The following is a 25,909-nucleotide window of genomic DNA, read 5'->3' on the forward strand; positions in this document are numbered from 1 at the left end:
AACGATGTGACTTCGCACAGCTGTCACACTTCGGATCGATAACCGCAGAATTGCCGGGAGGCCGACGCGACGGCGGATGGCACGGACTGATCCGGGATAGTGTGGCGGGATATCGAGAATGGCCAACGACCTGTCCGTTCGGTTCGTGGATTATCTGCGCCAGAACAATCATTTGGCGCCGATCGACGGATCGGCGGAGCGGAGCGGGCAGGGCGCCGACGCCAGGCAATTGAAGCTGTGGGAGGTCACGAGCCTCGCACCGACCGAATTCGCCGACGAGGCCGCGCGCTTCTTCGCGCTCGGCCGCCTGACGCTCCAGGAGATGACCTCGGCCGAACCGCTGGTCGGGGCATTCTCGCCGCGCTTCCTGCGTGAGACCATGGTCTATCCGTGCCGAACGGCCGATGGGAGCACTGTCCTCGCGGTCGTCGACCCGACTGACCAAGCGACGCTGCGGGCGGCGCAGATCGTGCTTGGCGCCGGCATCAATGTGAAGGTGGCATCGTCGGAAGACGTCGCCATCGCGCTGAACAACTCTTCCAGCGCCGAGGAGGCCGACACCGCCGATCCGGCGGCGGCGCTGCCCCGTGAGGACGACATCGAGAGCCTGCGCGATCTCGCCAGCGGTGCGCCGGTGGTGCGCGCGGTCAACGATCTGATCGAGAAGGCCGTCGAGCTGCGCGCCAGCGACATCCATATCGAGCCGTTTTCCGCCGGCCTCATGGTGCGCTTGCGCATCGACGGCCTGCTGCGGCCGGTCGCGGCGCTGTCGGGGGTGCTGCCACAGGCGGTGGTCTCGCGCATCAAGATCATCGCCAACCTCAATATCGCCGAGCGCCGCCTGCCACAGGACGGCGCGGCGCGGCTGCGGGTCGGGCGCACCGACATCGATATCCGCGTCGCGATCATGCCGATGCAACACGGCGAATCCGCCGTCATCCGCATCCTGCCCAAGGATCGCGGCCTGCTGGTCGTCGAAAAGCTGGGATTCTCCGAGTCTGACGAAGCCAAGCTGCGGCGGCTGCTGAAGCTGCCGTACGGCATGGTCGTGATTACGGGGCCGACCGGCAGCGGCAAGACCACGACGCTGGCGACGATCCTCTCGATCCTCAATGAACCCAGCCGCAAGATTCTGACGATCGAGGATCCGGTCGAATACGAGATCCCCGGCGTCAACCAGTCCCAGGTCAAGCCGGCGATCGGTCTGACCTTTGCCACCGCGCTGCGGTCCTTCGTTCGCCAGGACCCTGATGTCATCATGGTCGGTGAAATCAGAGACTCCGAGACCGCGCATGTCGCGGTGCATGCGGCGCTGACCGGGCATCTGGTGCTGACGACGCTGCACACCGAGACGGCGGCGGCCGCGGTACCGCGCCTGCTCGACCTCGGGGTCGAAGGCTATCTGCTGCGTTCGGTGCTGCGCGGCGTGATCGCGCAGCGTCTGGTCCGGCAATTGTGCGAGCGCTGCAAGAGCGCGCGGCCGCTGGCAACGGCCGATTTCACCGAGGATCCCCGGCTCGCCGCGCTCGGATTCCGGGACGGCGAGATCATTCACGAGCCATGCGGCTGCGAGCGTTGCGGCGCGACCGGTTATCGCGGCCGTCTCGGCGTGTTCGAGCTGCTCGAATTATCCAATGAACTGCGCGAACTGATCGGAGAGCGAAGCGACGGAATGAAGATCGATACGATGGCGATCCGGGCGGGCATGACCACGATGCTCGATGACGGGGTTGCCAAATGCCGCGCCGGACTGACCTCGCCCGCCGAGATCCTCCGCGTTGCAACGGTGCGGTGACGCCGTGCCGAATTATCGCTACCGCGCTTTGACCCAGGCCGGCGAGATCGTGAACGGCACGATCTCGGCTCCGACGGCGGCCGAGGTGGCGCGGCGGATCGAATATCTCAAGCTGCTCCCGATCGAAACCACCGAGGACAAGCGCGCATCCGGCGCCGCCGGTGCCGGCAGTCTGTTCGGCGGGCCGAGTGCAGCCGAGGTCACCACCTTCACGCGCGATCTCGCGCTGCTGCTCAAGGCCGGCGCGCGTCTCGACGATGCCCTGGAGCTTTTGTCCGGCGATGCCGATGTCGGCCGGATGCGTCCGGTGGTGGCAAAGATCCGCGCGGCCCTGCTCACCGGCGAGAGCTTTGCAGATGCGGTGGCGGATCATCCGACCCTGTTCCAGCCGATGTACATCGCCCTGGTCCGGGTGGGGGAAATCTCCGGCACGCTCGACTCCGTGCTCGAGATGCTGGGGACCGAGCGCGCACGCTCCGAGCAGATGCGGCGCAAGCTGACCGATGCCATGCAATATCCGGCCTTCGTGCTGGTCGCGGCATCCGGCGTGATGCTGTTCTTCCTGCTGTTCGTACTGCCGCAATTCTCGACCGTGCTGGGCGATTTCGGCGGCAAGTCGGATACGGCGCTCGCCAGCTTCATCGCGGTGTCGGATTTCCTGCGGGCCAATGCCACGGCGGCGAGCCTGATCAGTGCGGCCACGATTGCGCTCGCATGGTGGCTGCTGCGGCAGGCGCGCGTGCGTGCCGCGCTGGTCAGCGGGATCTCGCGGGTGCCGGGCATTAGCAGCGCCTTCCAGTTCTATCGCGCCAGCCTGTTCTGCCGCAATCTCGGCGTCCTGCTCGGCAGCGGCGTCAACCTCACGGCCGCATTGCGCATCCTCGTCGACATCATGGCGGTGACCGGGAGCGGGGCGAACTGGACCGCCGCTGCCGACCGCGTCCGCCATGGCGGAAAATTGTCGGACGCGCTCGCCGTGGCGGACAGCCTGCCGCCGATGGCGGTCCGCATGCTGCGGCTCGGTGAAGAAACCGGGCAGCTGCCGGTGCTGGCCGGGCGGGTCGCGGAATTCTACGAAGCAAAATTGCAGCGCAGCCTGGACCGTGTCGTCGGCATCGTCGGTCCACTGGCGATCATCACGATCAGCACCGTCGTCGGCGGACTGATCGTATCGGTCATGACGGCGTTGCTCTCGGTCACGCAGCTAGTCGGTTAGAGCAGGGGTCATCGGTCATGATATCGCGCAACACGATCATCGAAACATTCTCCATGCGAGCGGGACGCGATCCCGCGCGCCCGCGACCGCCAAGGCGCTCGGGGCAGGCGGGCTTTACCCTCGTCGAGATGCTGGTGGTGATCGCGATCATCGGCCTCATCATGGGGCTGATCGGGCCGCGCGTGCTCAACTATCTCAGCGAATCCAAAGTCAAGACCGCGCGTATCCAGCTGCAGAGCTTCTCCAGCGCGCTCGACCTGTTCTACCTCGACGCCGGGCGCTTCCCGTCCACGGCGGAGGGACTTGCCGCGCTGGTCCGGCGCACGCCGGGCGTCGCCGCCTGGAATGGCCCCTATCTGAAGGGCGGCAACGTTCCGAGCGATCCCTGGAACCATCCCTATCTCTATCGCTCGCCCGGCGAACACGGGCCGTATGACATCGTCTCCTATGGCTCCGATGGTCAGGAGGGCGGCAGCGGCACCTCGGCCGACATCTCGCTTGAAAAGGCGACAGCCGCCAACAACGACCAACAATAAGGATGCATGGCGAGCATGAATGAGGCGTCGCAGCGCGGTTTCACCCTGCTCGAGATGGTGTGCGTGCTTGCCATCATCGCGCTGCTGGCGGCCGTGCTGCTCCCGTTCATTCCGCACCAGACCTCGCGATCGCGCTTGCAGGCCTATGCGTTGCAGACCGCAACGCTGCTGAAGGCCGATCGCAATGCCGCCATCGAGCGCAGCACCAGCGTTGCGACGCTGGTCGATGCGGCGAGCCGGGTGATCCATTCCGGCGCGTCGCGCATGACGGTGCGAATCCCCGATGACGTGCGGTTCGATGCGGTGCTGCCGCAGAGCTGTCAGCGCCGCGCCGCACTGTCGACCATCCGCTTCTTCGCCAATGGCGGTTCCTGCGGCGGCTCCATCGCGCTGACGCGGCTCGATGCGGGATATGAGGTCCGCGTCAACTGGCTCACCGGAAGGGTTGAAATCGTTGCTCGCGACGTCGCCGCCAACTAACCGCACTGATGCAGGGTTCACCATCATCGAGGTGCTGGTGGCGCTGGCGCTGGTGGCTGTCTCGATCGTTGCGATCGGCGCGGTCATGGGCGTCAAGACGCGCGGCGTCCGGGCCATGGAGCAACACGTCGCGCTGATGCAGGCGGTGCGCACATTGATGACGGTCGGCATTCCGCCGCGCGCCGAACTGCAGTCGGGCACGTCGACGGGGCAGGCGGAGGGCTACCGCTGGACCATCGAGGTCAGTCCGCTCGGTGGCGACTGGACGGTGCCCGAGGGCAACGTGCCCTGGGCGCCCGAGCTGGTGCGCATTCGCGTCAAGTCTCCGGGCGGTGCATTGTCCGACATTCGCACCGTGCGCCTGATGCCGAGGTCTTCGGAATGACCCCGGCAGGCACAGCACAGCGAAGAGGCGAGCGCGGCTTCACGCTGATCGAGACCATCGTCGCGCTGGCGCTGATGGGGCTGTTGCTGTCGGCGCTCGCCAGCATCACGGCGCAATGGCTGCCGAGCTGGAACCGGGGGCTCGACCGGATCCAGCGCAGCGAACTGATCGGGGTCGCGCTGGAACGGATCGGTGCCGATCTCGCCGCGGCCGAGTTCGTTGCCGCCAACCGCGATAGCCACAAGCCGCTGTTCGACGGATCGGAATTGTCGGTCACGTTCGTGCGCACGTCGGTGGGGCCGAATGCGGGGCCGGGGCTCGACGTGGTGCACCTTGGTGAAACCCGGGATCGCGGCGAGTTCGTCACAGTTCGTTCGCAGGCGCGCTTCACGCCGCTGGCCGATGGGGTGTCGCTGTCGGAGCAGGTGCATCTCGGCAGCCCGGTCGTGCTGCTGCGCGCACCCTATCGCCTGTCGTTCGCCTATGCCGGTCCTGACCGCGCCTGGAAGAGTGCATGGAAGGATGCCAACAAGCTGCCGGCGATGATCCGGTTGACCGTGCGTGACGCGGCGAGCCAGCGCGTCCTGTCGGTTTCGACCATCGCGCCGGTCCATGTCCAGATTCCGAGTGATTGCACCAAGCCGGACGGCAATTGCGGCGACAAGCAAAGTTCCGATGGTGCCACCGATCAGGGGAAGACGTGATGGCGGCGTCTCGCAATCTCGGCCGATCGCCGGCCAATCGCGGCTTCGTCATCGTTGCGGTGCTCTGGATTCTGCTGGCGCTGTCGTCGCTGGCGATCATCTTCTCGGCCTATCTTGCCGCGTCGGCGCGCGCGTTGGCGGCCAGCGACTTGTCGCTGCAGACCGAGGCGCTGGTGTCGGCCGGGCTCGAACTCACTGCCTATCAGCTGACGCTGACGGATGAGAAGACGCGGCCGCAGTACGGGGCGTTTCATTTCGGGCTGGACGACGCCAGCGTCGGTGTCTCCTTCACGTCGGAGGCCGGCCGTGTTGACCTGAACTACGCGTCGAAGGAAATGCTGATCGGCCTCTTTGTCGTGCTCGGCGCCCGGAAGGACGCGGCCAGCGAATACGCCGACCGGATCGTCGGCTGGCGAACCCGGCCCGCGCCGGGCAGCGAGAATGTGGAGGCCGCGCGCTACAACGCGCTCGGCTATTCGCCGCGCCAGGGGCTGTTCACCCATGCCAACGAGCTGGCGCTGGTCGCCGGGATTCCCGAAGCCTTCGTCGATCGTGTGTTGCCGTTCGTGACGGTGTTCAACGGCAGTCCGGATGTCGATCCGGCGATCGCCGCGCCGGAAGTCGCTCTTGCCGTGGATAAGGCATCGGGGAAGCAGCAGGACGGCTTCGGCGCGCCTGCTCCCTCGCCAAACGGCGGCCTCAGTTCCGGATCGCAGGCGCCGAACCCGCAAACTGCGGCATCGACCGCGCAGAGCCCTTGCTACCGGATCGCAATCTCGATCCGGTTCCGCAACGGTCACCGCACCACGTCTGAAGCGGTGATTGCGCTCGGCGACAAGGCCGAGCCATATCGTGTGTTGTCCTGGCAGAACGATGTCGAGCCACGAAGTATAGTTCTGCCGCGGAGGAGGGGTTGATGGCAATACTCGCCGAAGCACGGCAATGGTTCGAGCAATGGATCGGCGCGGTTGCGACTGCCGTCGACGGCGTTGCGGGCAGGTTCATGCGCCGGCGCAGCATCGAGCTCGACGAGAATGCCGACGGCACGTTCACGGCCCGCGCCGCCGCGGCGAGGGATGGCTCGCCGGCAGCTCCGGTTTCGTTCCGGCTCGATCACGACGCGCCGCAGCCTCCGTTGTCAGCGGAGTGGAAGACGGCGTTCGACGGCAGCCGCATCGAGGTGCGATTGCGATCGGATCACGTCGTCAGCCGCGTGCTCGATTTCCCGAGCCAGGCGGGCGACTTCCTCGATGGCATGATCCGCGCGCAGGTCGACCGGCTGACGCCATGGACCGCGGCTGATGCGGTCTTTGGCTGGGGTCCGCCGCGGTCGATCTCCAATGACCGTATCGAAGTCGCGTTCAGTGCGACCGCGGCGAGCAAGGTCGATCCGCTGATCCGGATGGCCAGGATGCTCGGCGCCGCCACCGTTGCGGTCTCCGCGCCGGCGGTTGGCGGCGATGGCGCCCAGCAGCAGGTGACGCTGCTCGACAAATCGTTGCGCGGCCTTGCCGGACCCGCGGCTCCGCGCCTGTTGCGCATCGGCCTGGTCTCGACGGCGGCCGCGGCCGCGGTCTCCCTGCTGCTCAACATCTATCTCGGCGGCTGGCTGCAATCCGAGCAGGAGGACCTGCAACACCGGATCTCGCAGCGCCGCGCCGCGCTGCGTCTCGATGCCAATGGCGACTCGTCCGGTCTCGGCCTGCTCGCCAAGCGCAAGCAGACGACGCCATCGAGCGTCATGGTTCTGGAAGCGATCTCGCGCGTCTTGCCCGACACGACCTATGTGACGGAGCTCCGCATCGAGGGCAACAAGGTGCAGGTGGTGGGACTGACCCAGGATGCGCCATCCCTGATCCGCCTGCTGGAGCAGTCGCCGCAATTCACCCGCGCGACATTCTTCGCGCCGACGACCCGCGCCGCGAATGAATCGGCGGAGCGGTTCCACGTCGAGGCCAATATATCCGCTTCCTTTGGGTCCGGCTCATGAGCGTAGCATCCCGATCGCTGACGGCCGTCAGCACTTCGCCACTGGTCGCGACCGCGAGCTATCTCGGCCTGTTCGTGCTGCTGCTCTTCGTCGTCATCTCGTCGCTCTCGGACATCATCGGCCTGCGCAGCGATGTTGCGGCGTCGGCCGGAATGCTGGAGCAACTCGAGGGACGGTCGAAGGCGAATACCGCGCCCGGTCAGCCCGCGATGCCGACCGGTTTCGCCTATCTCGAAGGGGCGACCGTCACCGTTGCCGGCGCCACGCTGCTGCAGCGCGTGTCGGGTGCGGTGATCAAGGCCGGCGGCAATGTGCTGTCGACGCAGCTCGACGTTCCCAACGCGCCGGCCAAGGCCGGCTTCATCAGCATGGTCGCGAGCAGCGAGATCGAGCAGGCGCAGTTGCAGCAGGTGCTCTACGATCTCGAAGCCGGCATGCCGTTCCTGTTCATCGACCAATTGGTCGTGCAACCCGTCGCCGACGAGGCGGCGAAGGGCGCCGATCCCGGCAAGCTGCGCGTGCTACTCGGCGTCTCCGGACAATGGCGAGGAGCCAAGTGATGCGACGCTTCGCTGCAACAATCGTGCTGTTGGCGGTGTCGGCCTATTCGGCGCCGGCTGCGGTGCCTGACCCATCCGGCGATGCACTGGACGCCGGGATGCTCGACGATACCCGTCTGGGCGGACCGGTGCTGAGTTCGCCGCCGCCATCCGAACCGGTCACGTCGGTCCGCGTGGCGCCTTCGCCGGCGCCGACGCCCCGGCCGCTCAGCGCAAATCCGCTGTGGGGCATTCCGCTCAAGACGCTGTCCAACACCCGTGACCGCCCGGTGTTCTCGCCGTCGCGGCGGCCGCCGCCTGCCGTCGTTGCGGAACCGGAAGTCAGCAAGCCGTTGCCGCCGCCACCGCGCAAGGTCGCGCTCGAGCCGCCGCCGCTGTCGCTCGTCGGAACGATCGCGGGAGACGATGAAAGCTTCGGGATCTTTCTCGATCAATCGAACAAGACCGCATTGCGGCTGAAGCTCGGCGACGATTTCCAGGGATGGAAGCTGCGGGCCATCAGCGGCCGCGAAGTCACCATGCAGAAAGACGAGCACGACGCCGTGCTCACATTGCCCCAGCCAGGCACCGAGGAGAGCGGCGATGTCCGCCTCGTTCCGGTCAGTACCGACAGGAGGCCGTTGGCTGCGCGGATCCAGCGGTGACTGTGCGTTGGCTAGGGTTGAGCCAGAAGGAGATGGCGGTTGTGAGCCTTGACCCTAGTTCGAACCGAACCGAAAAAGACTGAGTGCGAACATGACCCACATGGCAATCAGCACGAAGTTGCTGGCGGCGAACGGGACCAGTCGGTGCATGACCCTGTTGTAGGTCAGATGGATAATGCTGTGGCCCATCCGCAGCACGACATAGGCCCAGGCCAGAGGCAGGAAGACTACATTGACCCTGCTGGTTGCGTAGAGCGCTAGCGACAGGACGTGAAACAGCACCGGCACTTCGAGGGTGCTCATATAGTTGCGATTGGGAAGCGAGACGTCCGCCGGCACCCTCGCCGATTCGCCGAGCTTGTAATCGTCCGGCGTGGTTTCGCCGCGAAGTGCGGATTGGATTCGTTTGATCGGCATCATACCCAGCGGGATGAAGGTGAGCAGCGCCATCACGATCATCGGCCAGAAGATATATTCCTGTGCCATCCCCTCTCTGCCCGCGTAACACCGGGAACCTATTGCGATTTCTCGCAGATGTCATCCACGAACTCGCGTGGGGTGGTCGATCCTAGCTCAATCCGAGCCAGTTCTGCAGGGCCGGCGTCAGGAGTAGTCCGAGCGCAAGAAAGGGGCCGAACGGGATCGACGTCTGGCGCTTCATCTCGTGTCCTGCGAGTTGCAGGCTGCCGGCGACAGCAAGTGCCGCGAGCGCCGCGATCAGCAGCAAAGTCGGAATGCCAAAAGCTCCGACCCAGATCGTTGCGGCGGCAAGAAACTTGACGTCGCCAAGTCCCAATCCGTCGACATGCCGCAAGACGAAGTAAAGGCGCTGCAAGAGGAAGAACAGGACGCCGACGAGGGCGGCGATCGCCATCGCACTGAACGCGGCTGTCATGCTTTCAGTGACCACGACATGTGCGAGCCCGAGTGCCGCGATCGCAAGATTCAGCCAATCGGGAATGATGCCGTGGCGCAGATCGATCAGCGCGACGGTGCAGCACAGCACGCAAAGCGCGCCGTAGGATGCAATGAAATAAAGAGCTTCGCGATCGATTGGCATGGTGGCGGGACAAGTGTGACGCGTGAACACGCTGTGTTGCAACAACTCGCGCGCGTTGAACAGTGCATTTTCAATCGAGCAATGCGTTTGCGGGAATGTGATCGTCAACAACGATCGCGAAGCAGAAAAGATGCGACAAAAAGTCTGCGCTGTCACAAATCCGCATAGGATACCGACAATAGTTCGGCCGATTACGTGCCGCGAGCCCTTTGCGGCAGACGAGTGGGTTGGCTATGCACAAGATGCGAGTGGCGGCGTGCCTTGCTTTGCTGGCAGCGTCGGCAGGCGTGCGCGCCGCGAACGCGGGCGCTCTCGAGGACGGCGCCGAGCGCTATCGGCCGTATCTGATCGAGGGCGTTGCCAGCGCGCTGGCGGGTGCGCGTGCGTTGCGCGAGCGCGCCGCTGCGGTGGATTTGCCCGGTGCACGGAAGGCTTGGCTGTCGGCGCGCGCCGGTTGGGAGCGCTCGGAGGTGTTCACCGCAGGCTTCGTCCCAGAGCTCGATGCGCAGATCGACGCCTGGCCGAACGCGGACAGCGGGTTCCATGCCATCGAAGCCAAGCTGTTCGGAGCCGGTAGTACCGACGTCGCTACCGATGCGACTGGCCTTGTCGAGCACCTGAACGATCTTCACGGCAAGCTCAAGGATATCAAGCTGACGCCGCAAGGCCTCCTGGATGGCACCGTGCGGCTCGCTTACGAAGTCGGCGAGAGCAAAGCCGATGGCGGCGAGTCGCGCATCAGCGGCACCTCGCTGGACGATATGCGCAACAATATCGCCGGCATCGACTTCGCCTATCACACGATTTTCTCCGCCGCGCTCAACACGGTCGACGGCAAGCTTGACGAGATGGTGACGAACCGGATCGAGCAGCTCGAGGCGATCGTCGCGACGCCCGACCTGCCGCATGTCAATATCGCCGATCTGCGCCAGACCAGCGAGGAGCTGGTCGTCGCGTTGCAGAGTGCCTCGGCAAAGCTCGGGCTGCAGCGCCCGACGCTGGAGGCGCAGGCGCGATGAAATCGCTTCAGCTGCGTCCGGCTGCGCTGCTCTCCGCGGTCATCGCCCTTGCGTTGCTTGGGCGCGCGGCGGCGTTTCCGGTCGATGGCGACAAGACCGTGCTGCCGGTTGCGACCGAGCTGAACGAGGATGCGCTCGACAAGCCGCGCGAGGTGTTCCAGTCCGAGCGGACCGGCGCCAAGTCGTATCTGGTGAATCTCGGCGATCTCGCCTTCAATTCGCCGGGGCTGCTCGGCGAGGTGGCGCGGCAGGCCGGCGTGAGCTGCGGCACCTGCCACGTCAATGGCGCAAACAACGCCAAATTCTTCATGCCGAAGATGTCGAGCCGGCCCGGCACGTTCGACACTACGGGGCCGCTGTTCAATCCGAAGGCCAACAACCTTTCGTTCGATCCGGTGCGGATTCCGAGCCTGCGCGGCGCCCGCTATCTCGCACCCTACGGCGCCGATGGCCGGTTCGCCTCGCTGCGTGACTTCGTCCACAACGTCATCACCAGCGAGTTCGCAGGTCCCGAGCCGTCGCCGGCCACGCTCGATGCGATCGTGGCCTATCTTCACGACATCGATTTCCTGCCCAATCCGAGCCTTGGTCCCGCCGGGCGGCTGGCCGGCAAGATCACCGACGCGGAGCGTCGCGGCGAAGCGCTGTTCGCGAAGCCGTTCCCGCACGATCCGGCGCTGAGCTGCGCGGGGTGCCACGTGCCATCGTCCGGCTTTGTCGATCATCAGCAGCATGACGTCGGCTCGGGCGGCCTGTTCAAGACGCCGACCCTGCGCAACGCCGACTTCAACGCGCCGTATTTCCACGATGGCCGCTTCGACAATTTCAACCAGGTCGTCGATTATTTCGACCGGACCTTTCAGCTCGACCTCTCGGCGCAGGACAAGGGCGACCTCGTTGCCTATCTCACGGCCGTCGGCGACGGCGTGCAGCCCTATGAACGCGACGGCGCCGGTGCAACGCTGAAGGAGATCAACGATTTCTCGACGGTGCTCGCGACCGCGATTCCCGCCGGCGACAAGGACATCGTCGCGCTTGCAGTCGATACGATCGGCCGCGAGCTGCGCGAGTTGACCGAGCAATATCCCGATCGCAAGAACACCAGCGTGTCCGGCGGCGAGCAGCAGCGCGTGCTTGCGCGCAGCGGGCTGAAGGAGCTCGTGCTCACGCTGCGGCGAATCGAGATGGCCGTTGCCGCAGGCCGCAACGCCGACGCTGCAACCGAGTTCAGGAATTATCGCAATCTGATGGCGGCTGCGGTGCCTGCGTTACTGGCGAGCGCCGAGCCGTGGTCGTTGTTCAATCAAAATGTGCATGATCAGCATTACGCCGCGCTTCGCGAGGTGATGCGCTCCGGGCACGTCTCGCATTGATTGAGCTGAATTGTAGGGCATTTGCGATCCGCGTCGCTGCGTGGAGCGCTGCATCCGAATTCGATCTTCAGTCGGAGAGTCGAATCGTGGAGATGCAGCGTGCAGCAGCAGATGTCTTCACAGAAAATATTTGAACGTTTCGAAATTTCTCGCGCGCTTTCACGCAAGCGAAAACCATGCGTCATACTGTCGCACTAAGCAGTGTGTGTTGCTAACCGCAAACACCCTGAGGTCGACAATGAGTTTGAACTACAAAAAGCACTGGCGAACCAGCACCGCGCTCTGCATCGCGTCAACGGTGCTCGTCGCAACAGCCGCATATGCCGCTCACTATCCGGGCGGACACAGTGATTGGGACAAGCGCCCGCATCACAATCACCAGGCGCATCAGGAAGCTGATCGCGTCAAGAATGACCACGATCATGACGACAAGGATCGCGGCGGCAAGGGCAAGACCGCTTCGCCGATCAAGCACGTCATCATCCTGATCGGTGAGAACCGCGGCCTCGATCACACCTTCGGTATCTACAAGCCGAAGGGCAAGGGGCAGACCATCTCCAACCTGTTGTCGAGGGGCATCGTCAACGAGGATGGAACGCCGGGACCGAACTTTGCGCAGGCGCAGCAGTACTCGGTTGCGGGCCAGCCGTCCTTCTACATCGGCGCGCCGGCGATCGCGAAGTCGCCCTACAACGCGACCAATGTGATGCCGCAGCCGAACACCAACGGGACGCCGACCGCGCAGAACGACACTTCGCCCCCGTTCAAGACGATCGCCGAAGCCAGCGTCGAAAAGGACATGGACCCGGCCGATCTCGACATCCTGACCACCGGCTTCAGCGGCCTGCCGACCGGTGTGCTTGATACCCGCGTTCCCGGCGCCGGCGGTCTCAACGGACCGTTCCCGCTGCAGGGCGAGCAGATCAGCGACGACGACTACACCGGCGATTCGACCCATCGCTTCTATCAGGACTGGCAGCAGGAAGACTGCAGCGCCGCCAGCGCCACCAAGAAGAACAATTCGGGTTGCCTGAACGATTTGTTCCCGTTCGTGATGGCGACCTATTCGGCGTCCAACAAGAGCATGGCCAACTCGATGGGCTTCTACAATGCCCAGCAGGGTCAGGCCCCGATCCTGAAGATGCTCGCCGACCGCTTCACGCTGAGCGACAACTTCCACCAGTCGTTCCACGGCGGCACCGGCGCGAACCACTTCATGCTCGGCACCGGCGATGCAGCCTTCTGGAGCGACGGCAAGGGCAATCCGGTGACGCCGCCGGCGAACCTGATCGCCAACCCGAACCCGGTCGCGGGCTCGGTCAACCGCTACACGGTCGACGGCAATTGGAGCAACTGCTCTGACGTGTTCCAGCCCGGCGTGAAGCCGATCGTCACCTACCTCAACAATCTGCCGTACGCGGCGGAGCCGAACTGCAAGCCGAACCACTACTACATGCTCAACAACGTCAATCCGGGCTATCTGCCGAACGGCGCGCTGTCGGGCGGCAACAACGTCCCGCCGTCGTCGGTTCGTACGATCGGTGACGCTTTGATCGAGAAGAACATCACCTGGGCGTTCTATGGTGGTGCGTTCAACGACGCCGTGGCGCTTTCCAACGCCGCGGTTGCCGCCAACCCCTCGAACCCCAACCTCGGCGCCGCCGCGGTCGCCGATCCGGCGCACGCGCTCGGTGTTGCCTACTGCCAGATCTGCAACCCGTTCCAGTATGCGACCTCGATCATGGCCAATCCGACCGTGCGTCAGGCTCACATGAAGGACACGGCGGATCTGATCACGGCGATCCAGCACAACACGCTGCCCGCAGTGTCGTTCGGCAAGCCGGACGGTCTGCTCGACGGTCATCCGCAGAGCTCGAAGGTTGATCTGTTCGAGGCCTATGTCCTGAACGTGCTCAACGCGCTGGACAACAATCCGGAGCTGAAGGCCGACACCGCGGTCTTCATCACCTGGGACGAAGCCGGCGGCTACTGGGACTCCGGCTACACGCAGTCGATCGATTTCTTCGGCGATGGACCGCGTATTCCGACCCTGATCCTCTCGCCCTATTCGACGGGCGGCAAGGTCAACCACAACTACGCCGACCACGTTTCGCTGCTGAAGTTCATTGAGCGCAACTGGGCTCTCGAGCCGCTCACGCACCGCAGCCGCGACAACCTGCCGAACCCGACCTACTCGAAGAACAACGAGTACGTCCCGACCAACAGCCCGGCACTGTCTGACCTGTTCGATGCGTTCGACTTCAGCAAGCCGGTCACGTTGTCCTACACCGAGTGATCGAGATCTCGTCCAGGACGAGGTCTTGAGTCCATCCGAAGCCGGCGCCGATCGAACCATTGGTTCGGTCGGCGCTGTCATGTTCTGCCTGCCCGCCAGCCGATCGACCGGGGATATGCGATGAAGCGCGACGAGACGACGTGCAAGACGATGTGGAAGGGAGGCAGGAGTGCCGTGTTCGCAATGGCCATCCTGGCCAACGCAGCGGTGCCGGCAGCGGCGCAGCAGTTTTCCGCCGACCTCCTCGCGCGGAAGGACGATATGGCAACCGCCATGGGAACGCTGCGGGTCTCGGGCGGAAAAGCGCGGATCGATGCAGCCGCGCTGCCCGATGGCTTCTTTCTGCTCGATACCGCCAAGCCCGCCGCCTATTTCGTCCGCCCGGTCGCACACGTCTATATGAAGGCCATGCAATCGAGCCCGCTCACCCAGCTGTTCGTCCCGGTCGATCCGGACGGTCCCTGCCGGCAATGGCTGGCGATGGCGCAGCTTTCCGCGCCGGTCGATCCCGCGACATGGCACTGCCAGCGCAATGGAGAGGAAGCGATCGCGGGGCGCAACACCGACGTCTATCGAATCACGGCACCGTCCGGCTTGAGCTTTACCGGCTGGGTCGACCGCGCGCGCGGGTTTCCGGTGCAGATCAAGACCGCGGATGGGACGGTGATCGTCGCCGATCACATCCGCGACGAGCCGCAGCCGGCGCAAACCTTCGAAATTCCCGCAGGTCTGCGCAAATTCGACCCGGAGGCGCTGATCCGCCGGATCCAGCAGAGCGATGTATGGGTCGCGCCGCCGGCCGCGCAGTGAGCGCGTCGCGCGTTACTGCGGCTGTCGGCTTGTCACCGGCAGCATCCGGCCGAGCGCCGTGTAGTGCGACTGATGCACGTTGCTGTTGAAGAGGGACCAGGGCTCGGCCTTCTTCAGGGCGACCGGAACGTCGAAATTCACCAGCTGGGCAAATTTGCGGTATTCCACCATCGCTTCGTCGATCCGGCCGGCGCCGACCTCGAGGTCGATGCGGCGCAAGGTCAGAACGAGATCCTTCAGGATCGCGCGCGCGGCGAGCCGCTCGTCCTTGCCGCCGACCGAGGTGTTCCTGATGTCGGGGATGTGCTCGGTCAATTCGCGCAGTTCGGCGCCGACCCCGGTCACGGCCAATGACACCACTGCGGTGTCGGCGGCCGGGATCGCGACCTCAAGGACGCTCGAGAGCTCCAGCACTTCCTTCATCCGGAGCACGACGCCGTCCTTGTCGAAGGCGCGTTCGCCGTCGCCGACCGCATTGAGATAGGCCACGAGGTCCTGCGTGTCCTGGGTCGACAGTTCGAGGTCGAACACGCGATCGAAATGATCGACGACCTGTTCGTAGCTGTCATAGCGGCCGTCGTGGAAGTAGGGCGCATTGAAGTTGGCGTTGAGCAAGGTGGGGGTCTTGACCAGCCCGCCCGATCCGACGTCGTGACGCAGCTGGTCGTTGAAGGTTCCGGCCGGAATATGACAGCCGGCACAGCTCAGCTCGGCCTGCTTCGGGAACGGCTTGAAGAACAGCGCCTCGCCGCGCCGTTCCTCAACACTGGCCTGCGCGGCAAGCCTGCCGCCGGGCGCAATCTTCGGATTGGGCAGGAAATCGATATCGTTGATATAGGCGACGAGGCCGTCGAGAACCGCATCGCTCGGCCGCGGCCCGGAAAACTCATTGACGATGACATTATATACGAAGTCGCGCAGCGAGGTCATGCGCCCGTCATGTCCGTAGGGGGCGAGGAAGCGGGCGCCCCGCAGGCTCGGAATCCTGACCGGATCGAGGATGCTGTTGAACGTCTTCGCGTTGAAGACAAGGCTGGTCGTGTCGAAGGTGCCGGGGCGGGAGGATGCGCCCGGAACGAACAATTTCGGGTTCGATGCGCCGTTGACGTGACAGGTGCCGCAGCTCATCTCGGCCTGGCGGGCCTTGCCGCCCAGGATGGAAGGCGAATTGAACGCGAGATCGCCGAGATTGACCAGATAGGACTTGCGCCCGCCCATCGCTTCGGAATGAAAGATTTCGCGCGGCCGCGCCAGCGCGTCCTCGGAAAATTCGGTGCCGGCCGGCAGCACGGTCTGGTCGCCGCCGAGCGGGAATGCCATCGCGCAGAATGGGAGAAGCGCAACGACGACTGCCAGCAACGCGACCCGTGCGGTTCGAACGCCACGGTCGGCCGATGCCGCACCACATTTTCCGGAACCGGACGCCAGAATATCCCAAACCATTGCGAGAAAACGCCCCTGTCACAATGCATTTGCGCTGCCGCACCTCGGAAGATGTCACGGAGGTGACAGTTTCCTGTCGGCAGGATCAATGACCATCTGTTTGGATAGACGACTGTTGATTGCGGTTTGATGACGATCGATCAACGAGACGCAAGCCGGTCTGAATTTGACAGAACGAAGATTTATCGGTGCGTGCATCTTTTCACGCATTTGTGCGCGCGTCGAAAAACGGTCATCCCGGCGAAATGTGTTTTGCATAGCGTGTAACTCCATTTCTATTTCTTTCTGAATCAGGAGAGCACTATGCGGCTTTGGGGAGCCATTCCGGCGCTCGCAGTTGTTGCTGGCGCCGTTGCCATCTCACCGGTGGCAAACGCCGAGAATTTGGTCGAAAAGATCGTTGATGAGTTCAAGCACGAGGTCAGGGACGAGCTGCGTGACCTGCGCGACCGCGGCCATGAAGGTGTGCATCAGTACAAGCACATCGTCGTGATCTACCAGGAGAACCACAGCTTCGATAACCTCTACGGACACTGGGGCGATGTCGGGCGTGACCGGATCAACGGTACCTCCGACGCCGATCAGGCGCACACGCTGCAGGTCCGGCAGGACAACCAGACCGTCTATGCCTGCCTGTTGCAGAATGACGTCAACCTGACCTCTCCGTCGCCGCAACCGACGACTTGCACCGACAATACGGGCTCGGTCTCGATCCTCAGCGCCTTCAAGAACAAGCCGTTCGAGATCAACGACTTCATCCCGACCTCGGCGACCACCTGTCCGAAGCCCCTCGGGTCTTTTGCGGCGCACGGATTCCTCAACGGCACCGGCGCGCCCGGCGGCTGCACTGAGGACATCGTGCATCGCTTCTACAGCGAGCAGTACCAGCTCAACGGCGGCCGGCAGAACCGCTACATGACTGGCAGCGATGCCGCGGGTCTTGTCATGGGCTACTACGACACCAAGAAGCTGCCCATCTACACCTATCTCCACGGCCACGGTGCGCCGAACTATGTCATCGCCGATAGCTTCTTCCAGGGCGCCTTCGGCGGTTCGTTCCTCAACCACCAGTTCCTGGTCGCGGCCGCGGCGCCGCAGTTCGTCGGTGCCTTGAACGACGGCAGCGCCAATGACTTCCACGCGATCGTCGACGCGAACGGCATGCCGACCAGCACGCCGCTCTATACGCCGCTCTCGACCGTGAAGGACGCGCAGCTGACGGCGAAATGCAACCAGCCCGGCCTGCCGGCCGGCCTCGCCTGCGGCGACTACGCGGTCAACACCACGCAGCCGACCTATCAGCCCTATTCACCGGGCACCCCGGACATCAAGCGCCTGCCGCCGCTGCACACGCCGAACATCGGCGATCGGATGTCGGCCAAGCACGTTGACTGGGCCTGGTATTCGGGCGGCTGGTCGAACGCCAATGGCGATGTCGGCGCGTCCGGCTGGACCAATGGCAACGGCACGACCTGCACCGATCCGAACCATGTCTCGACGGCGGTGTTCCCGAACTGCCCGGACGTGGACTTCCAGTACCACCATCAGGCGCTCAACTACTTCGCCAATTTCGCGCCCGGAACGCAGGCCCGCAGGGATCACCTGAAGGATGAGGCGGAGTTCATCCAGGCGGCCAAGAACGGCCGGCTGAAGCAGGTCAGCTTCATCAAGCCGATCGGCGAGGAGAACGAGCATCCGGGCTACACCAGCGAATCCGAAGGCAGCCAGCATCTCGTCGATCTCGTCAAGGCGATCGTCGAAGGGCCGGATGGCAAGGACACGCTGATCGTCATCACTTATGACGAGTTCGGTGGACAGTGGGACCACGTTCCGCCCCCGCCGTTCAACCGTCATGGCGCCGAAGCCAAGGCTGCGGACCAGTGGGGCCCCGGCACCCGCATTCCGGCGCTGCTGATCGCCAAGCGCTTCAACAAGTCGGGCGTCGCCCATGAGGACTTCGACACCACGTCGATCCTCCGGATGCTCGAAAAGCGCTTCGATCTCGATCCGCTGGTGACGCGTCCGGTGCGCAGCCTCTCGGCGGCGCTGAAGGCCGGCGAAGGCTGGCACTGACCCGAGAAACGATCCTGGCCCGCGCCAACGTCTGACGCGGGCCAGGACCTTCACCAGGCTTCAGGGCCCTTACAGGATCAGATCGTGTTGCACGTGCGTAACCTGGTCTGACAAGAAACTCGTGCCGGCCATCGCAGCCGCCGCCCCGGTCGTGAGGCCTTGAATATCGACCTGAAGGCTGGTCGCGGCCGAATCGCCGTCCTTGTCAGTGGCGGACACATCGAACAGCAGATCGGTGCTCGGGATGGTCGTCTTCTCGTTGTAGGTGATGTTGTTGACCGTGAAGGTGGTGTTTCCGCTGGTCGCCTGGTTGTAGTCGACCTCCACCAGATTGAACGTCTTTCCAACGAACAGCGTGTAAGTCGACGTCGCGTCGTCAAAGGTTGAGGTATTGATCAGCGAAGCATCCGAGGTTTGCTGCACGACGACAGTGGCGTTGCCGCTATGTGGCTTCGGAACATCGATGCTGAAGTCGTGCACGTCGGTGCTGCCATCCAGAACCTTGAAGACCACGCCTGCCGTGCCATTGCCTTGCCATTGGGTCAGCATGAAGCTGATCTGCGGCTGCTCGTTGGAGAACGAGAGGTTCAACTGCTCGTTGGGATCCATGCTCAGTCCGGTATCGCCGACCGCGATGCCGTTGTTCGACGCCTTGACATCGATGGGAAGGCCACTGTTGTCGGATCCGGTGATCAGAAGCTCTCGATCCGGAGCCGTCAGGGACGGTGTGCCGCCGCCCGAGGCGCCGAACGTGGAGCCGGTCACGGTCACCTGCTTCAGCACGTCGACGCTTACGAGATCGAAAGAGAAGGTCCCGTTCGGATTAATCAGCAGGGTGAAGTACGGATCTGTCAGCGCACCGCCCGAATCCGCGAGGTAGGCGTCCATTTCGACGCCGCCGCTCACCGCATGGGTCGAATAGTAGAACGTGTAGTCGTCGCCATTTCCCGTGACGTGAACCGAACTGATGCCGCCGCCGAGGTCGGACGTGGCCAGATCGTATCCCGTGCTGCCGACCGCGCCGTTGTGGACGGCAACCTGCATCGCGGCGTCGCCATCCGCGCCGAAATTGAGGTGGTAGGTGCCGTTCGCGGTCTGGTTGTCCTGACCGATGATGGCGGTCTCCGGGAAGCCGCCGATTGTCGGGCCGTCGTCGGTGATCGTCAATTGCTTGCCGAGGTCAAGGCTCGCGCTCTGGAAGTCGCCATCCTTGTCGGTGACGGTTGCAACCAGGTTTACAAGTCCGGCGCTCAGCGTAACGCCTTCGCCGCCATCGGGGCTGGTCCCGAAAGGCTGCGTTACCGCGCGGAATTCGGTGAAAGTCACGAGCCCCGTCGCCGGGTCGACTTCGATGGTGAATGCCAGCGTGCCGGTCGTTGTCCCGACGTGACCTTCGATGGTGTTGCCGTTCAGGACCAGCACGTCGGCGAGGCCAGTGTGCGAGTCGATCAAGCCCGACGCGGTATTGTTGCCACCGGTGATCGTCAGCGCGTAGGCGATCGTCGCGCCATCCGCGCCTTGAACCGACGTGAAGGCCGTTGAGAAGTCAGCTGATGTCATCGTCTGCGACGCATCCGGCGCGGAGCCCGCGACGTTGTCGTCCAGCGTCGTCGCGGTCAGATGCGTCTCGCTCAGCGTGAGCGATGGCACGGTGCCCGTCGCCGTGATGCTCGGGCCATCGTCGGTAATGGTCAGCTGCTTGCCGAGGTCGAGGCTCGCGTTCTGGAAGTCGCCGTCCTTGTCGGTGATGGTTGCAACCAGATTGACGAGGCCCGCCCCGAGCGTCACGCCCTCGCCGTTGTCGGGGCTGGTGCCGAGCGGCTGCTTCACCGCGCGGAACTCGGTGAAGGTCACGAGCCCGGTCACCGGATCGATTGTGATGGTGAATGCCAGAGTGCCGTTGATCGCGCCGACATGGCCCTCGATCGTGTTGCCGTTCAGAACCAGCAGGTCGGCGAGGCCAGTGTGCGAATCCACCAGTCCCGACGCGGTGCCGTTACCGCCGGTGATTGTGAGGGCGTAGTTGATGGTCGCGCCGTCGGCGCCTTGAACCGAGGTGAACGCGGTCGAGAAGTTGGTCGATGTCGTCGTCAGTGCCGCGTTCGGCACCGAGCCCGCGATATTGTCATCGAACACTGTTGCCGTCAGGTGCGTCTCGCTCAACGACAGCGATGGCGTCGCGCCATTTGCCCTGATGCTCGGGCCGTCGTCCGTGATGGTCAGTTGCGTGCCGAGGTCGAGGCTCGCGCTCTGGAAGTCGCCGTCCTTGTCCGTGATCGTTGCAGTCAGGCCCACGATCCCGGCCGCAAGCGCCACGCCTTCGCCGCCGTCCGGGCTGGTGCCGAACGGCTGCTTCACCGCCCGATACTCGGTGAAGGTCACAAGCCCCGTGGCCGGATCAATCGTGATGGTGAACGCCAGCGTACCATTGGTTGCGCCGACGTGGCCCTCGATCGTGTTGCCGTTGAGAACCAGCAGGTCGGCGAGGCCGGTGTGCGAGTCGATGAGGCCCGACGCCGTGCCGTCGCCGCCTGCGATCGTCAGCGCGTAGGCGATCGTCGCACCGTCCGCACCTTGAACCGAGGTGAACGCCGTCGAGAAGTCTGCCGACGTCGTCGTCTGCGCCACATTCGGCACCGAGCCCGCGATGTTGTCGTCGAACACCGTCGCCGTCAGATGTGTTTCGCTCAGCGACAGCGATGGCGTGGTGCCGTTGGCCCTGATGCTCGGGCCGTCGTCGGTAATCGTCAGTTGCGTACCGAGGTCCAGGCTCGCGCTCTGGAAATTGCCGTCATTGTCGGTGATGGTCGCGACCAGGTTCACGAGCCCGGTGCCGAACGCGATGCCTTCGCCGTTGTCCGGGCTGGTGCCAAGCGGCTGTTTCACCGCCCGATACTCGGTGAAGGTCACGAGTCCGGTTGCGGGATTGACCGTGATGGTGAACGCCAGTGCGCCGCTGGTTCCTCCGACATGCCCCTCGATCGTGGAGCCATTCAGTACCAGCACGTCGGCGAGGCCGGTATGCGAGTCGGTCAGACCCGATGCCGTGCCGTTGCCACCGGTGATCGTCAGCGCGTAGCCGATGGTCGCGCCGTTTGCACCCTGAACCGAGCTGAAAGCCGTCGAGAAGTCGGCCGACGTCGTCGTCAGCCCCGCGTTCGGCGCCGATCCCGCGATGTTATCGTCGAACGCCGTTGCGGTCAGATGCGTCTCGCTCAACGTCAGCGAGGGCGTGGTGCCATTGGTGTTGATGCTCGGGCTATCGCCCGTGATCGTGAGCTGCGTGCCAAGATCGAGACTCGCGTTCTGGAAGTCGCCGTCCTTGTCCGTGATGGTGGCAACGAGGCTTGCAACTCCGGCGCTCAGCGTGACGCCTTCTCCGGCGCCGTCGGCTGATTGCTTCACCGCGCGGTACTCGGTGAAGGTCACCTGACCCGTCACCGGATTGAGCACGATGCTGAACGCCAGGGTGCCCGTCGTCGTACCGACATGGCCTTCGATGATGTTGCCATTCAGAACCAGCACGTCGGCGAGGCCGGTGTGCGAGTCGATCAGGCCTGACGCAGTGCCGTTTCCGCCCGTGATCGTCAGCGCGTAGCGGATTGTCGCTCCGTCCGCGCCCTGGATCGAGGTGAATGCCGTCGAAAAATCAGCTGACGTCGTCGTTAGCGTCAGGTCCGGTGCCGAGCCCCCGATGTTATCGTCGAGCGGCGTTGCGGTCAGGTGCGATTCACTCAGCGTCAGAGATGGCGCGGTCCCGTTGGTCCTGATCGTCGGGCCGTCGTCGCTGATGCTCAACCTGCTGCCGAGGTCGAGGCTCGCGCTCTGAAAGTCGCCGTCAGTGTCGGTGATGGTTGCTATCAGGCTGACGATTCCGGCAGTCAGCGACAGGGCCTCGCCGCCGTCGGGATCGGTGCCGAACGGCTGGGCCACCGGGCGGAAGTCGGTGAAAGTCACGCGCCCGGTGGCGGGATCAAGCGTGATGGTGAACGCCAGGGTGCCGCTGGTCGTGCCGACGTGGCCTTCGATGGTGTTGCCATTCAGAACCAGCACGTCGGCGAGGCCGGTGTGCGAGTCGGTCAGGCCCGAGGCCGTGCCGTTGCCGCCGGCGATCGCCAACGCGTAGCGGATCGTCGCACCATCCGCGCCTTGAACCGGGCTGAACGCCGTCGAGAAATCGGCCGACGTCGTCATCAGTGCCGCGTCCGGTGCTGAGCCGGCGATGTTGTCATCGAGCGCCGTTGCCGTCAGATGCGTCTCACTCAAAGTCAGCGACGGGATCGTCTGGTTCGTCCGGACGCTCGGGCCGTCGTCGGTGATGGTCAACCGGCTGCCGAGATCGAGGGTCACGAACTGGAGCTCGCCGACGTCATTGGTGACGATCGCGTACAGGGTCACGGCTCCGGTCGCGAGCGCCGCGCCTTCGCCGGTGTCCGGGCTGGTGCCGAGCGGCTGCGTTACCGCGCGGTATTCGGTGAAGGTCACGCGCCCCGTCACCGGATCGAGCGCGATGGTGAAAGCCAGCGTACCGTCGATCGCGCCGACGCGGCCCTCGATGGTGGTGCCGTTCAGTACCAACAGGTCAGCCAGGCCGGTATGCGAGTCGATCAGGCCCGAGGCGGCGCCGTTACCGCCGGCGATCGTCATTTCATAGCTGACCGTGGTGCCACTCAGTCCATTGGCGGTGTTGAACGCAGCCGAGAAGTCGGCCGAAATCGTCGTCAACGCCGCGTCCGGCGCCGAGCCGGCGATGTTGTCGTCCAGCGCGGTTGCCGTCAGATGTGTCTCGCTCAGCGTCAGCGACGGCGGCGTTCCGGCCCCGATCAGCGGGCCGTGGATGGTGATCGTGATGACTCGCGGGGTGCCGTCTATCGCGGTCACCGTGAAGCTGTCGGTCAGCACATCGCCGACATGGAGGGCTTGCACGGAGCTGTTGGCGCCGTCGAGCGTGTAGGTCCACACGCCCGCTGTCGTCATTGTGAAGAAGCCATAGCCGCCCACGCTTGTCGTCGGCGTGTTCACGGCCGTGAAGGTGTTGGCGGGATCATCGGGATCGGTGTCGGTGAGCGTTCCGGTCGCGATGAGCAGGCCGGGCGAGGCACCGCTGACGCCGGTCGCTCCGACCACTGAGCCGGTCGTGACGCCGGAAATGATGGCGGCGTCTTCGACACCCACGATGGTGATGTCGAAGCTCTGACTGGTAGAGAGCAAGCCGTCGGTCACCGTGATGACGAAGCTTTGGATCGCATTGACCTTCAGCGCGTTGATCGCATCGTTGTTCGGAACGAAAGCATACGCACCGGTCGAGCTGTTGAGGTAGAACGTGCCAAACGCGCCGACGCTCGAGATGTCGTAGGTCTTCGAACCCATCACCGTGTTGCCTGCAACACCTCCGGCGATGCCGAAGGTGAGCCCGCCGTCGAAACTGATGGCAGAGAAGGTGCCGTGCGTCGCGCTGAAAGTGTCAAATGTCGGCGTATCGATTTCAGTCGGCGCCGCTCCGAGATTCAGTATCGGCGGCTTCGGCGGCGCCTTGAAGAATTCAAAGAACGGGAGGATGGTCTGCGGTAGCGGCCCGAGTTGATTTGGCACCAGCGGCGGGTCAGGCTCGGAAAAATTGATCGGCTGCAGCAGCGACGACCCATCCTGGGTGGGCATGCCGGACCCTTTGGCCCAAACTCCTTTCGCGTAGTTGGCAAGCGTCTGCTGCTGGGCGTCCCGCAACTCCTCCATGTGAGCCGGGCTATTCGTGACCTGGTTCACCCCGACCGACGACCCTCTGGGGCTCAAGATGATCGTCACGCCGGGATCGTCGACGACGATGTGTCTGGGGTTCGCCTCCTTGGTCACCAGCTCGAACACGCCGTGGTGGAGGTCCTTGTAGTTGATGGTGTCGTCATCCAGGAACGTGACGTTCGGCTCCGCAGCGCGCGCGTTCTCTAGCAGCGAGAACGTCAGCGCCGCGAATGTGAGCATGCTGAGGCCGCTGGCCCGAACGGTGCCAACAGGCGTGTCCGCCGTGAGGACGTCCGACCCGGCCAGCCGGCTGCCGATGAAACGGAGGATGCTTCTGGCTTTTGCGAACAGCCCCGGCGCGCTGGCCGAGTCATGGGCCAAATTCCAGGCCAGGTCGCCCAGCTCGAGTCGGGTGCCGGCCGGCAGGTTGAGCACTGTGCCATCGATCAGGCGGATTTCGACCCGCCCGCCGGCTGCGATCTCGATGACGTCACCCTGGCAAACGGGATCGCCGGCCACGGCTTGAAGGGCGATGCCGCGCGCACGCGCAATGGTGCCGCAGCCGACCGCCGTATGAACAACGCCAACCACTCGGGGCAGCTGACCTGAAACGGCCGAGCTCGCGCCCCCGAACGCTACGCCGGACGCAACTAACATTGGCTTTTCGCCTGCTGAACGGCTCAAGCGGAGCGTGGTGCCGCAGTTTTCTTGATCTGGCTTGCGCTCGCCGCGAAGGGAAAAATCCCCGCACCGGCAGCCATAGGCTTGCCCGCTGAAACGTTCTGATTGAAACTAAATTCGGTAGTGAAAATCGGCTTCCAGTACGGCGGGGAGAGTCATCGCGGAAAAGACAGAACTGCTGTCCATTATCGCGAGTGCAGCCCCACTGAATTTAGTGTATATTTACCGAGTAGATTGTCCACATATTAATTTTTATTCGAGCTGCGTCAGGCCCTTAGGCCTGTTTGCAGCAACCCGTTTGGCACTCAAGGTCCTGCGGTCTCGGCCCGGTGGTCCATGTCTCCATCGTGCCGCGACACGACAAGATCTTCTCGAAAGGGAGGGGATCGTGCGTATCCGTTTCATTGTACAATTGCTCGCTGGCGTGGTTTTCACGTTCGTCACATTGACGTCTGGCTCGGTGCAAGCGCAGACCGAGCCGGCCCAACCCGCGGTTCAGAACTCCTCGGCGAACTTCATCGGGAAAGTCGTGACGGTCACCGGTGCTGTCACGATCGAACATCCGAGCGCGGTCGTCGTCCAGGCGGCGCTGTCTGATCAATTGCCCCAGGCGAAGGTTGGCGACTTCGTCTATCTGGGCGACGTGGTGCAGACCGGAGCCGATGGACGGGTCGCGATCAACTTCACCGATGGCACCTCGTTCAATCTGTCGAGCAACGCCAAGATGGCGATGACCGAATTTGTCTACGACCCGAACGGCAAGTCGAATTCGACCTTGTTCAAACTGGCTAATGGAACGTTCACCTTCGTTGCCGGCAATATCGCGAAGACCGGTGACATGAAGATCGACACGCCTGCTGCAACGATGGGAATTCGAGGCACCACGCCGCGCATCGAAATATCCGACGACGGAACGGTCAGGTTCGCGACGCTCGTGGAGGAGGGCAAGAGCAAGCTTCTCAGGAAGCCCGCGACACGCGTGACCCCGCAACGCGAGCAGAACACCGACCACAGGTTCAATCCGAACATTTGCCGAGGGTGCTAGGCGAGCAAGGCGTCGGCCTTGAGCGGCTACTCACGCAAATCTGCGACGCTGCATCGTCAAAAC

At 64.0% G+C, this 25,909-nt stretch carries 20 protein-coding genes; 16 read left to right on the plus strand and 4 right to left on the minus strand.

Annotation, left to right across the window (positions count from 1 at the left end; genetic code table 11):
- Positions 1–118 precede the first annotated feature (118 nt).
- The 10 genes from AAFG07_RS04535 to AAFG07_RS04580 are packed head-to-tail and all read left to right on the plus strand — an operon-like array spanning position 119 to position 8,310.
- Positions 119–1,795, plus strand: coding sequence for a GspE/PulE family protein (locus AAFG07_RS04535; RefSeq protein WP_342726195.1), 1,677 nt, complete (start codon positions 119–121; stop codon positions 1,793–1,795).
- 4 nt (positions 1,796–1,799) lie between these two features.
- Positions 1,800–3,011 (plus strand): type II secretion system F family protein, encoded by a 1,212-nt coding sequence (locus AAFG07_RS04540; protein ID WP_342726196.1) that lies wholly within the window; start codon positions 1,800–1,802, stop codon positions 3,009–3,011.
- A gap of 53 nt (positions 3,012–3,064) precedes the next feature.
- Positions 3,065–3,547 carry a type II secretion system major pseudopilin GspG gene (gene gspG / locus AAFG07_RS04545; protein ID WP_342726197.1) on the plus strand — a complete coding sequence of 161 codons (483 nt, stop codon included), beginning with the start codon at positions 3,065–3,067 and terminating at the stop codon, positions 3,545–3,547.
- A gap of 15 nt (positions 3,548–3,562) precedes the next feature.
- Positions 3,563–4,027, plus strand: coding sequence for a type II secretion system protein (locus AAFG07_RS04550; protein WP_092126604.1), 465 nt, complete (start codon positions 3,563–3,565; stop codon positions 4,025–4,027).
- Positions 4,002–4,412, plus strand: coding sequence for a prepilin-type N-terminal cleavage/methylation domain-containing protein (locus AAFG07_RS04555; RefSeq protein WP_212017817.1), 411 nt, complete (start codon positions 4,002–4,004; stop codon positions 4,410–4,412). Before AAFG07_RS04550 ends, AAFG07_RS04555 begins: the two co-directional genes overlap by 26 nt.
- The gene (locus AAFG07_RS04560) at positions 4,409–5,116 is read left to right on the plus strand and encodes a type II secretion system protein (RefSeq protein WP_342726198.1); all 708 of its coding nucleotides are present in this window, start codon (positions 4,409–4,411) and stop codon (positions 5,114–5,116) included. The genes AAFG07_RS04555 and AAFG07_RS04560 overlap by 4 nt, the downstream gene beginning before the upstream one ends.
- Entirely contained in the window at positions 5,116–6,033 is a 918-nt protein-coding gene (locus AAFG07_RS04565) for a type II secretion system minor pseudopilin GspK (RefSeq protein ID WP_342726199.1), read from the plus strand. The genes AAFG07_RS04560 and AAFG07_RS04565 overlap by 1 nt, the downstream gene beginning before the upstream one ends.
- The gene (locus AAFG07_RS04570; RefSeq protein WP_342726200.1) at positions 6,033–7,106 is read left to right on the plus strand and encodes a PilN domain-containing protein; all 1,074 of its coding nucleotides are present in this window, start codon (positions 6,033–6,035) and stop codon (positions 7,104–7,106) included. Before AAFG07_RS04565 ends, AAFG07_RS04570 begins: the two co-directional genes overlap by 1 nt.
- A complete protein-coding gene (gene gspM, locus AAFG07_RS04575) occupies positions 7,103–7,666 on the plus strand; it encodes a type II secretion system protein GspM (RefSeq protein WP_342726201.1) in 564 nt (187 codons plus the stop codon). The genes AAFG07_RS04570 and gspM overlap by 4 nt, the downstream gene beginning before the upstream one ends.
- Positions 7,666–8,310: a hypothetical protein gene (locus tag AAFG07_RS04580; protein ID WP_342726202.1), complete on the plus strand. Its 645-nt coding sequence runs from the start codon at positions 7,666–7,668 to the stop codon at positions 8,308–8,310. Before gspM ends, AAFG07_RS04580 begins: the two co-directional genes overlap by 1 nt.
- A gap of 54 nt (positions 8,311–8,364) precedes the next feature.
- On the opposite strand, the gene AAFG07_RS04585 is transcribed toward AAFG07_RS04580, so the two are convergent.
- Both AAFG07_RS04585 and AAFG07_RS04590 read right to left on the minus strand, forming a co-directional pair.
- Positions 8,365–8,796, minus strand: coding sequence for an MAPEG family protein (locus AAFG07_RS04585; protein ID WP_342726203.1), 432 nt, complete (start codon positions 8,794–8,796; stop codon positions 8,365–8,367).
- An 82-nt stretch (positions 8,797–8,878) separates the two neighbouring features.
- Complete coding sequence (locus AAFG07_RS04590) at positions 8,879–9,370, minus strand: A24 family peptidase (RefSeq protein WP_342726204.1); 492 nt, start codon at positions 9,368–9,370, stop codon at positions 8,879–8,881.
- 233 nt (positions 9,371–9,603) lie between these two features.
- Here AAFG07_RS04590 and AAFG07_RS04595 point away from each other — a divergent pair, with 233 nt between their 5' ends.
- The 4 genes from AAFG07_RS04595 to AAFG07_RS04610 all read left to right on the plus strand — a co-directional run bounded on the left by AAFG07_RS04595 (position 9,604) and on the right by AAFG07_RS04610 (position 14,868).
- Positions 9,604–10,389 (plus strand): EfeM/EfeO family lipoprotein, encoded by a 786-nt coding sequence (locus AAFG07_RS04595; protein ID WP_342726205.1) that lies wholly within the window; start codon positions 9,604–9,606, stop codon positions 10,387–10,389.
- Positions 10,386–11,762: a cytochrome c peroxidase gene (locus AAFG07_RS04600; RefSeq protein WP_342726206.1), complete on the plus strand. Its 1,377-nt coding sequence runs from the start codon at positions 10,386–10,388 to the stop codon at positions 11,760–11,762. Before AAFG07_RS04595 ends, AAFG07_RS04600 begins: the two co-directional genes overlap by 4 nt.
- Before the next feature lie 238 nt (positions 11,763–12,000).
- Positions 12,001–14,058: an alkaline phosphatase family protein gene (locus tag AAFG07_RS04605; RefSeq protein ID WP_342726207.1), complete on the plus strand. Its 2,058-nt coding sequence runs from the start codon at positions 12,001–12,003 to the stop codon at positions 14,056–14,058.
- A 120-nt stretch (positions 14,059–14,178) separates the two neighbouring features.
- Complete coding sequence (locus AAFG07_RS04610; RefSeq protein ID WP_342726208.1) at positions 14,179–14,868, plus strand: hypothetical protein; 690 nt, start codon at positions 14,179–14,181, stop codon at positions 14,866–14,868.
- Between the two features lie 12 nt (positions 14,869–14,880).
- On the opposite strand, the gene AAFG07_RS04615 is transcribed toward AAFG07_RS04610, so the two are convergent.
- Positions 14,881–16,188: a cytochrome c peroxidase gene (locus AAFG07_RS04615; RefSeq protein ID WP_342726209.1), complete on the minus strand. Its 1,308-nt coding sequence runs from the start codon at positions 16,186–16,188 to the stop codon at positions 14,881–14,883.
- Between the two features lie 426 nt (positions 16,189–16,614).
- Between AAFG07_RS04615 and AAFG07_RS04620 the strand changes: the two genes are divergently transcribed.
- Positions 16,615–18,384, plus strand: a complete 1,770-nt coding sequence (locus AAFG07_RS04620; RefSeq protein ID WP_342726210.1) for an alkaline phosphatase family protein — start codon at positions 16,615–16,617, stop codon at positions 18,382–18,384.
- A gap of 69 nt (positions 18,385–18,453) precedes the next feature.
- Here AAFG07_RS04620 and AAFG07_RS04625 read toward each other — a convergent pair whose 3' ends face one another.
- A complete protein-coding gene (locus AAFG07_RS04625) occupies positions 18,454–24,711 on the minus strand; it encodes a DUF5801 repeats-in-toxin domain-containing protein (RefSeq protein WP_342726211.1) in 6,258 nt (2,085 codons plus the stop codon).
- 388 nt (positions 24,712–25,099) lie between these two features.
- Between AAFG07_RS04625 and AAFG07_RS04630 the strand changes: the two genes are divergently transcribed.
- Positions 25,100–25,846 (plus strand): FecR domain-containing protein, encoded by a 747-nt coding sequence (locus AAFG07_RS04630; protein ID WP_342726212.1) that lies wholly within the window; start codon positions 25,100–25,102, stop codon positions 25,844–25,846.
- Positions 25,847–25,909 lie beyond the last annotated feature (63 nt).

The organism is Bradyrhizobium sp. B097 (assembly GCF_038957035.1).
Taxonomy (GTDB): Bacteria; Pseudomonadota; Alphaproteobacteria; order Rhizobiales; family Xanthobacteraceae; genus Bradyrhizobium.

Bases quoted from the DNA above. Each gene is read 5' to 3' on its own strand.
- AAFG07_RS04535 (WP_342726195.1), top strand. From the start codon at position 119: ATGGCCAACGACCTGTCCGTTCGGTTCGTGGATTATCTGCGCCAGAAC.
- gspG (WP_342726197.1), top strand. From the start codon at position 3,065: ATGCGAGCGGGACGCGATCCCGCGCGCCCGCGACCGCCAAGGCGCTCG.
- AAFG07_RS04550 (WP_092126604.1), top strand. From the start codon at position 3,563: ATGAATGAGGCGTCGCAGCGCGGTTTCACCCTGCTCGAGATGGTGTGC.
- AAFG07_RS04560 (WP_342726198.1), top strand. From the start codon at position 4,409: ATGACCCCGGCAGGCACAGCACAGCGAAGAGGCGAGCGCGGCTTCACG.
- AAFG07_RS04565 (WP_342726199.1), top strand. From the start codon at position 5,116: ATGGCGGCGTCTCGCAATCTCGGCCGATCGCCGGCCAATCGCGGCTTC.
- AAFG07_RS04570 (WP_342726200.1), top strand. From the start codon at position 6,033: ATGGCAATACTCGCCGAAGCACGGCAATGGTTCGAGCAATGGATCGGC.
- gspM (WP_342726201.1), top strand. From the start codon at position 7,103: ATGAGCGTAGCATCCCGATCGCTGACGGCCGTCAGCACTTCGCCACTG.
- AAFG07_RS04580 (WP_342726202.1), top strand. From the start codon at position 7,666: ATGCGACGCTTCGCTGCAACAATCGTGCTGTTGGCGGTGTCGGCCTAT.
- AAFG07_RS04585 (WP_342726203.1), bottom strand. From the start codon at position 8,796: ATGGCACAGGAATATATCTTCTGGCCGATGATCGTGATGGCGCTGCTC.
- AAFG07_RS04590 (WP_342726204.1), bottom strand. From the start codon at position 9,370: ATGCCAATCGATCGCGAAGCTCTTTATTTCATTGCATCCTACGGCGCG.
- AAFG07_RS04595 (WP_342726205.1), top strand. From the start codon at position 9,604: ATGCACAAGATGCGAGTGGCGGCGTGCCTTGCTTTGCTGGCAGCGTCG.
- AAFG07_RS04600 (WP_342726206.1), top strand. From the start codon at position 10,386: ATGAAATCGCTTCAGCTGCGTCCGGCTGCGCTGCTCTCCGCGGTCATC.
- AAFG07_RS04605 (WP_342726207.1), top strand. From the start codon at position 12,001: ATGAGTTTGAACTACAAAAAGCACTGGCGAACCAGCACCGCGCTCTGC.
- AAFG07_RS04610 (WP_342726208.1), top strand. From the start codon at position 14,179: ATGAAGCGCGACGAGACGACGTGCAAGACGATGTGGAAGGGAGGCAGG.
- AAFG07_RS04615 (WP_342726209.1), bottom strand. From the start codon at position 16,188: ATGGCATTCCCGCTCGGCGGCGACCAGACCGTGCTGCCGGCCGGCACC.
- AAFG07_RS04620 (WP_342726210.1), top strand. From the start codon at position 16,615: ATGCGGCTTTGGGGAGCCATTCCGGCGCTCGCAGTTGTTGCTGGCGCC.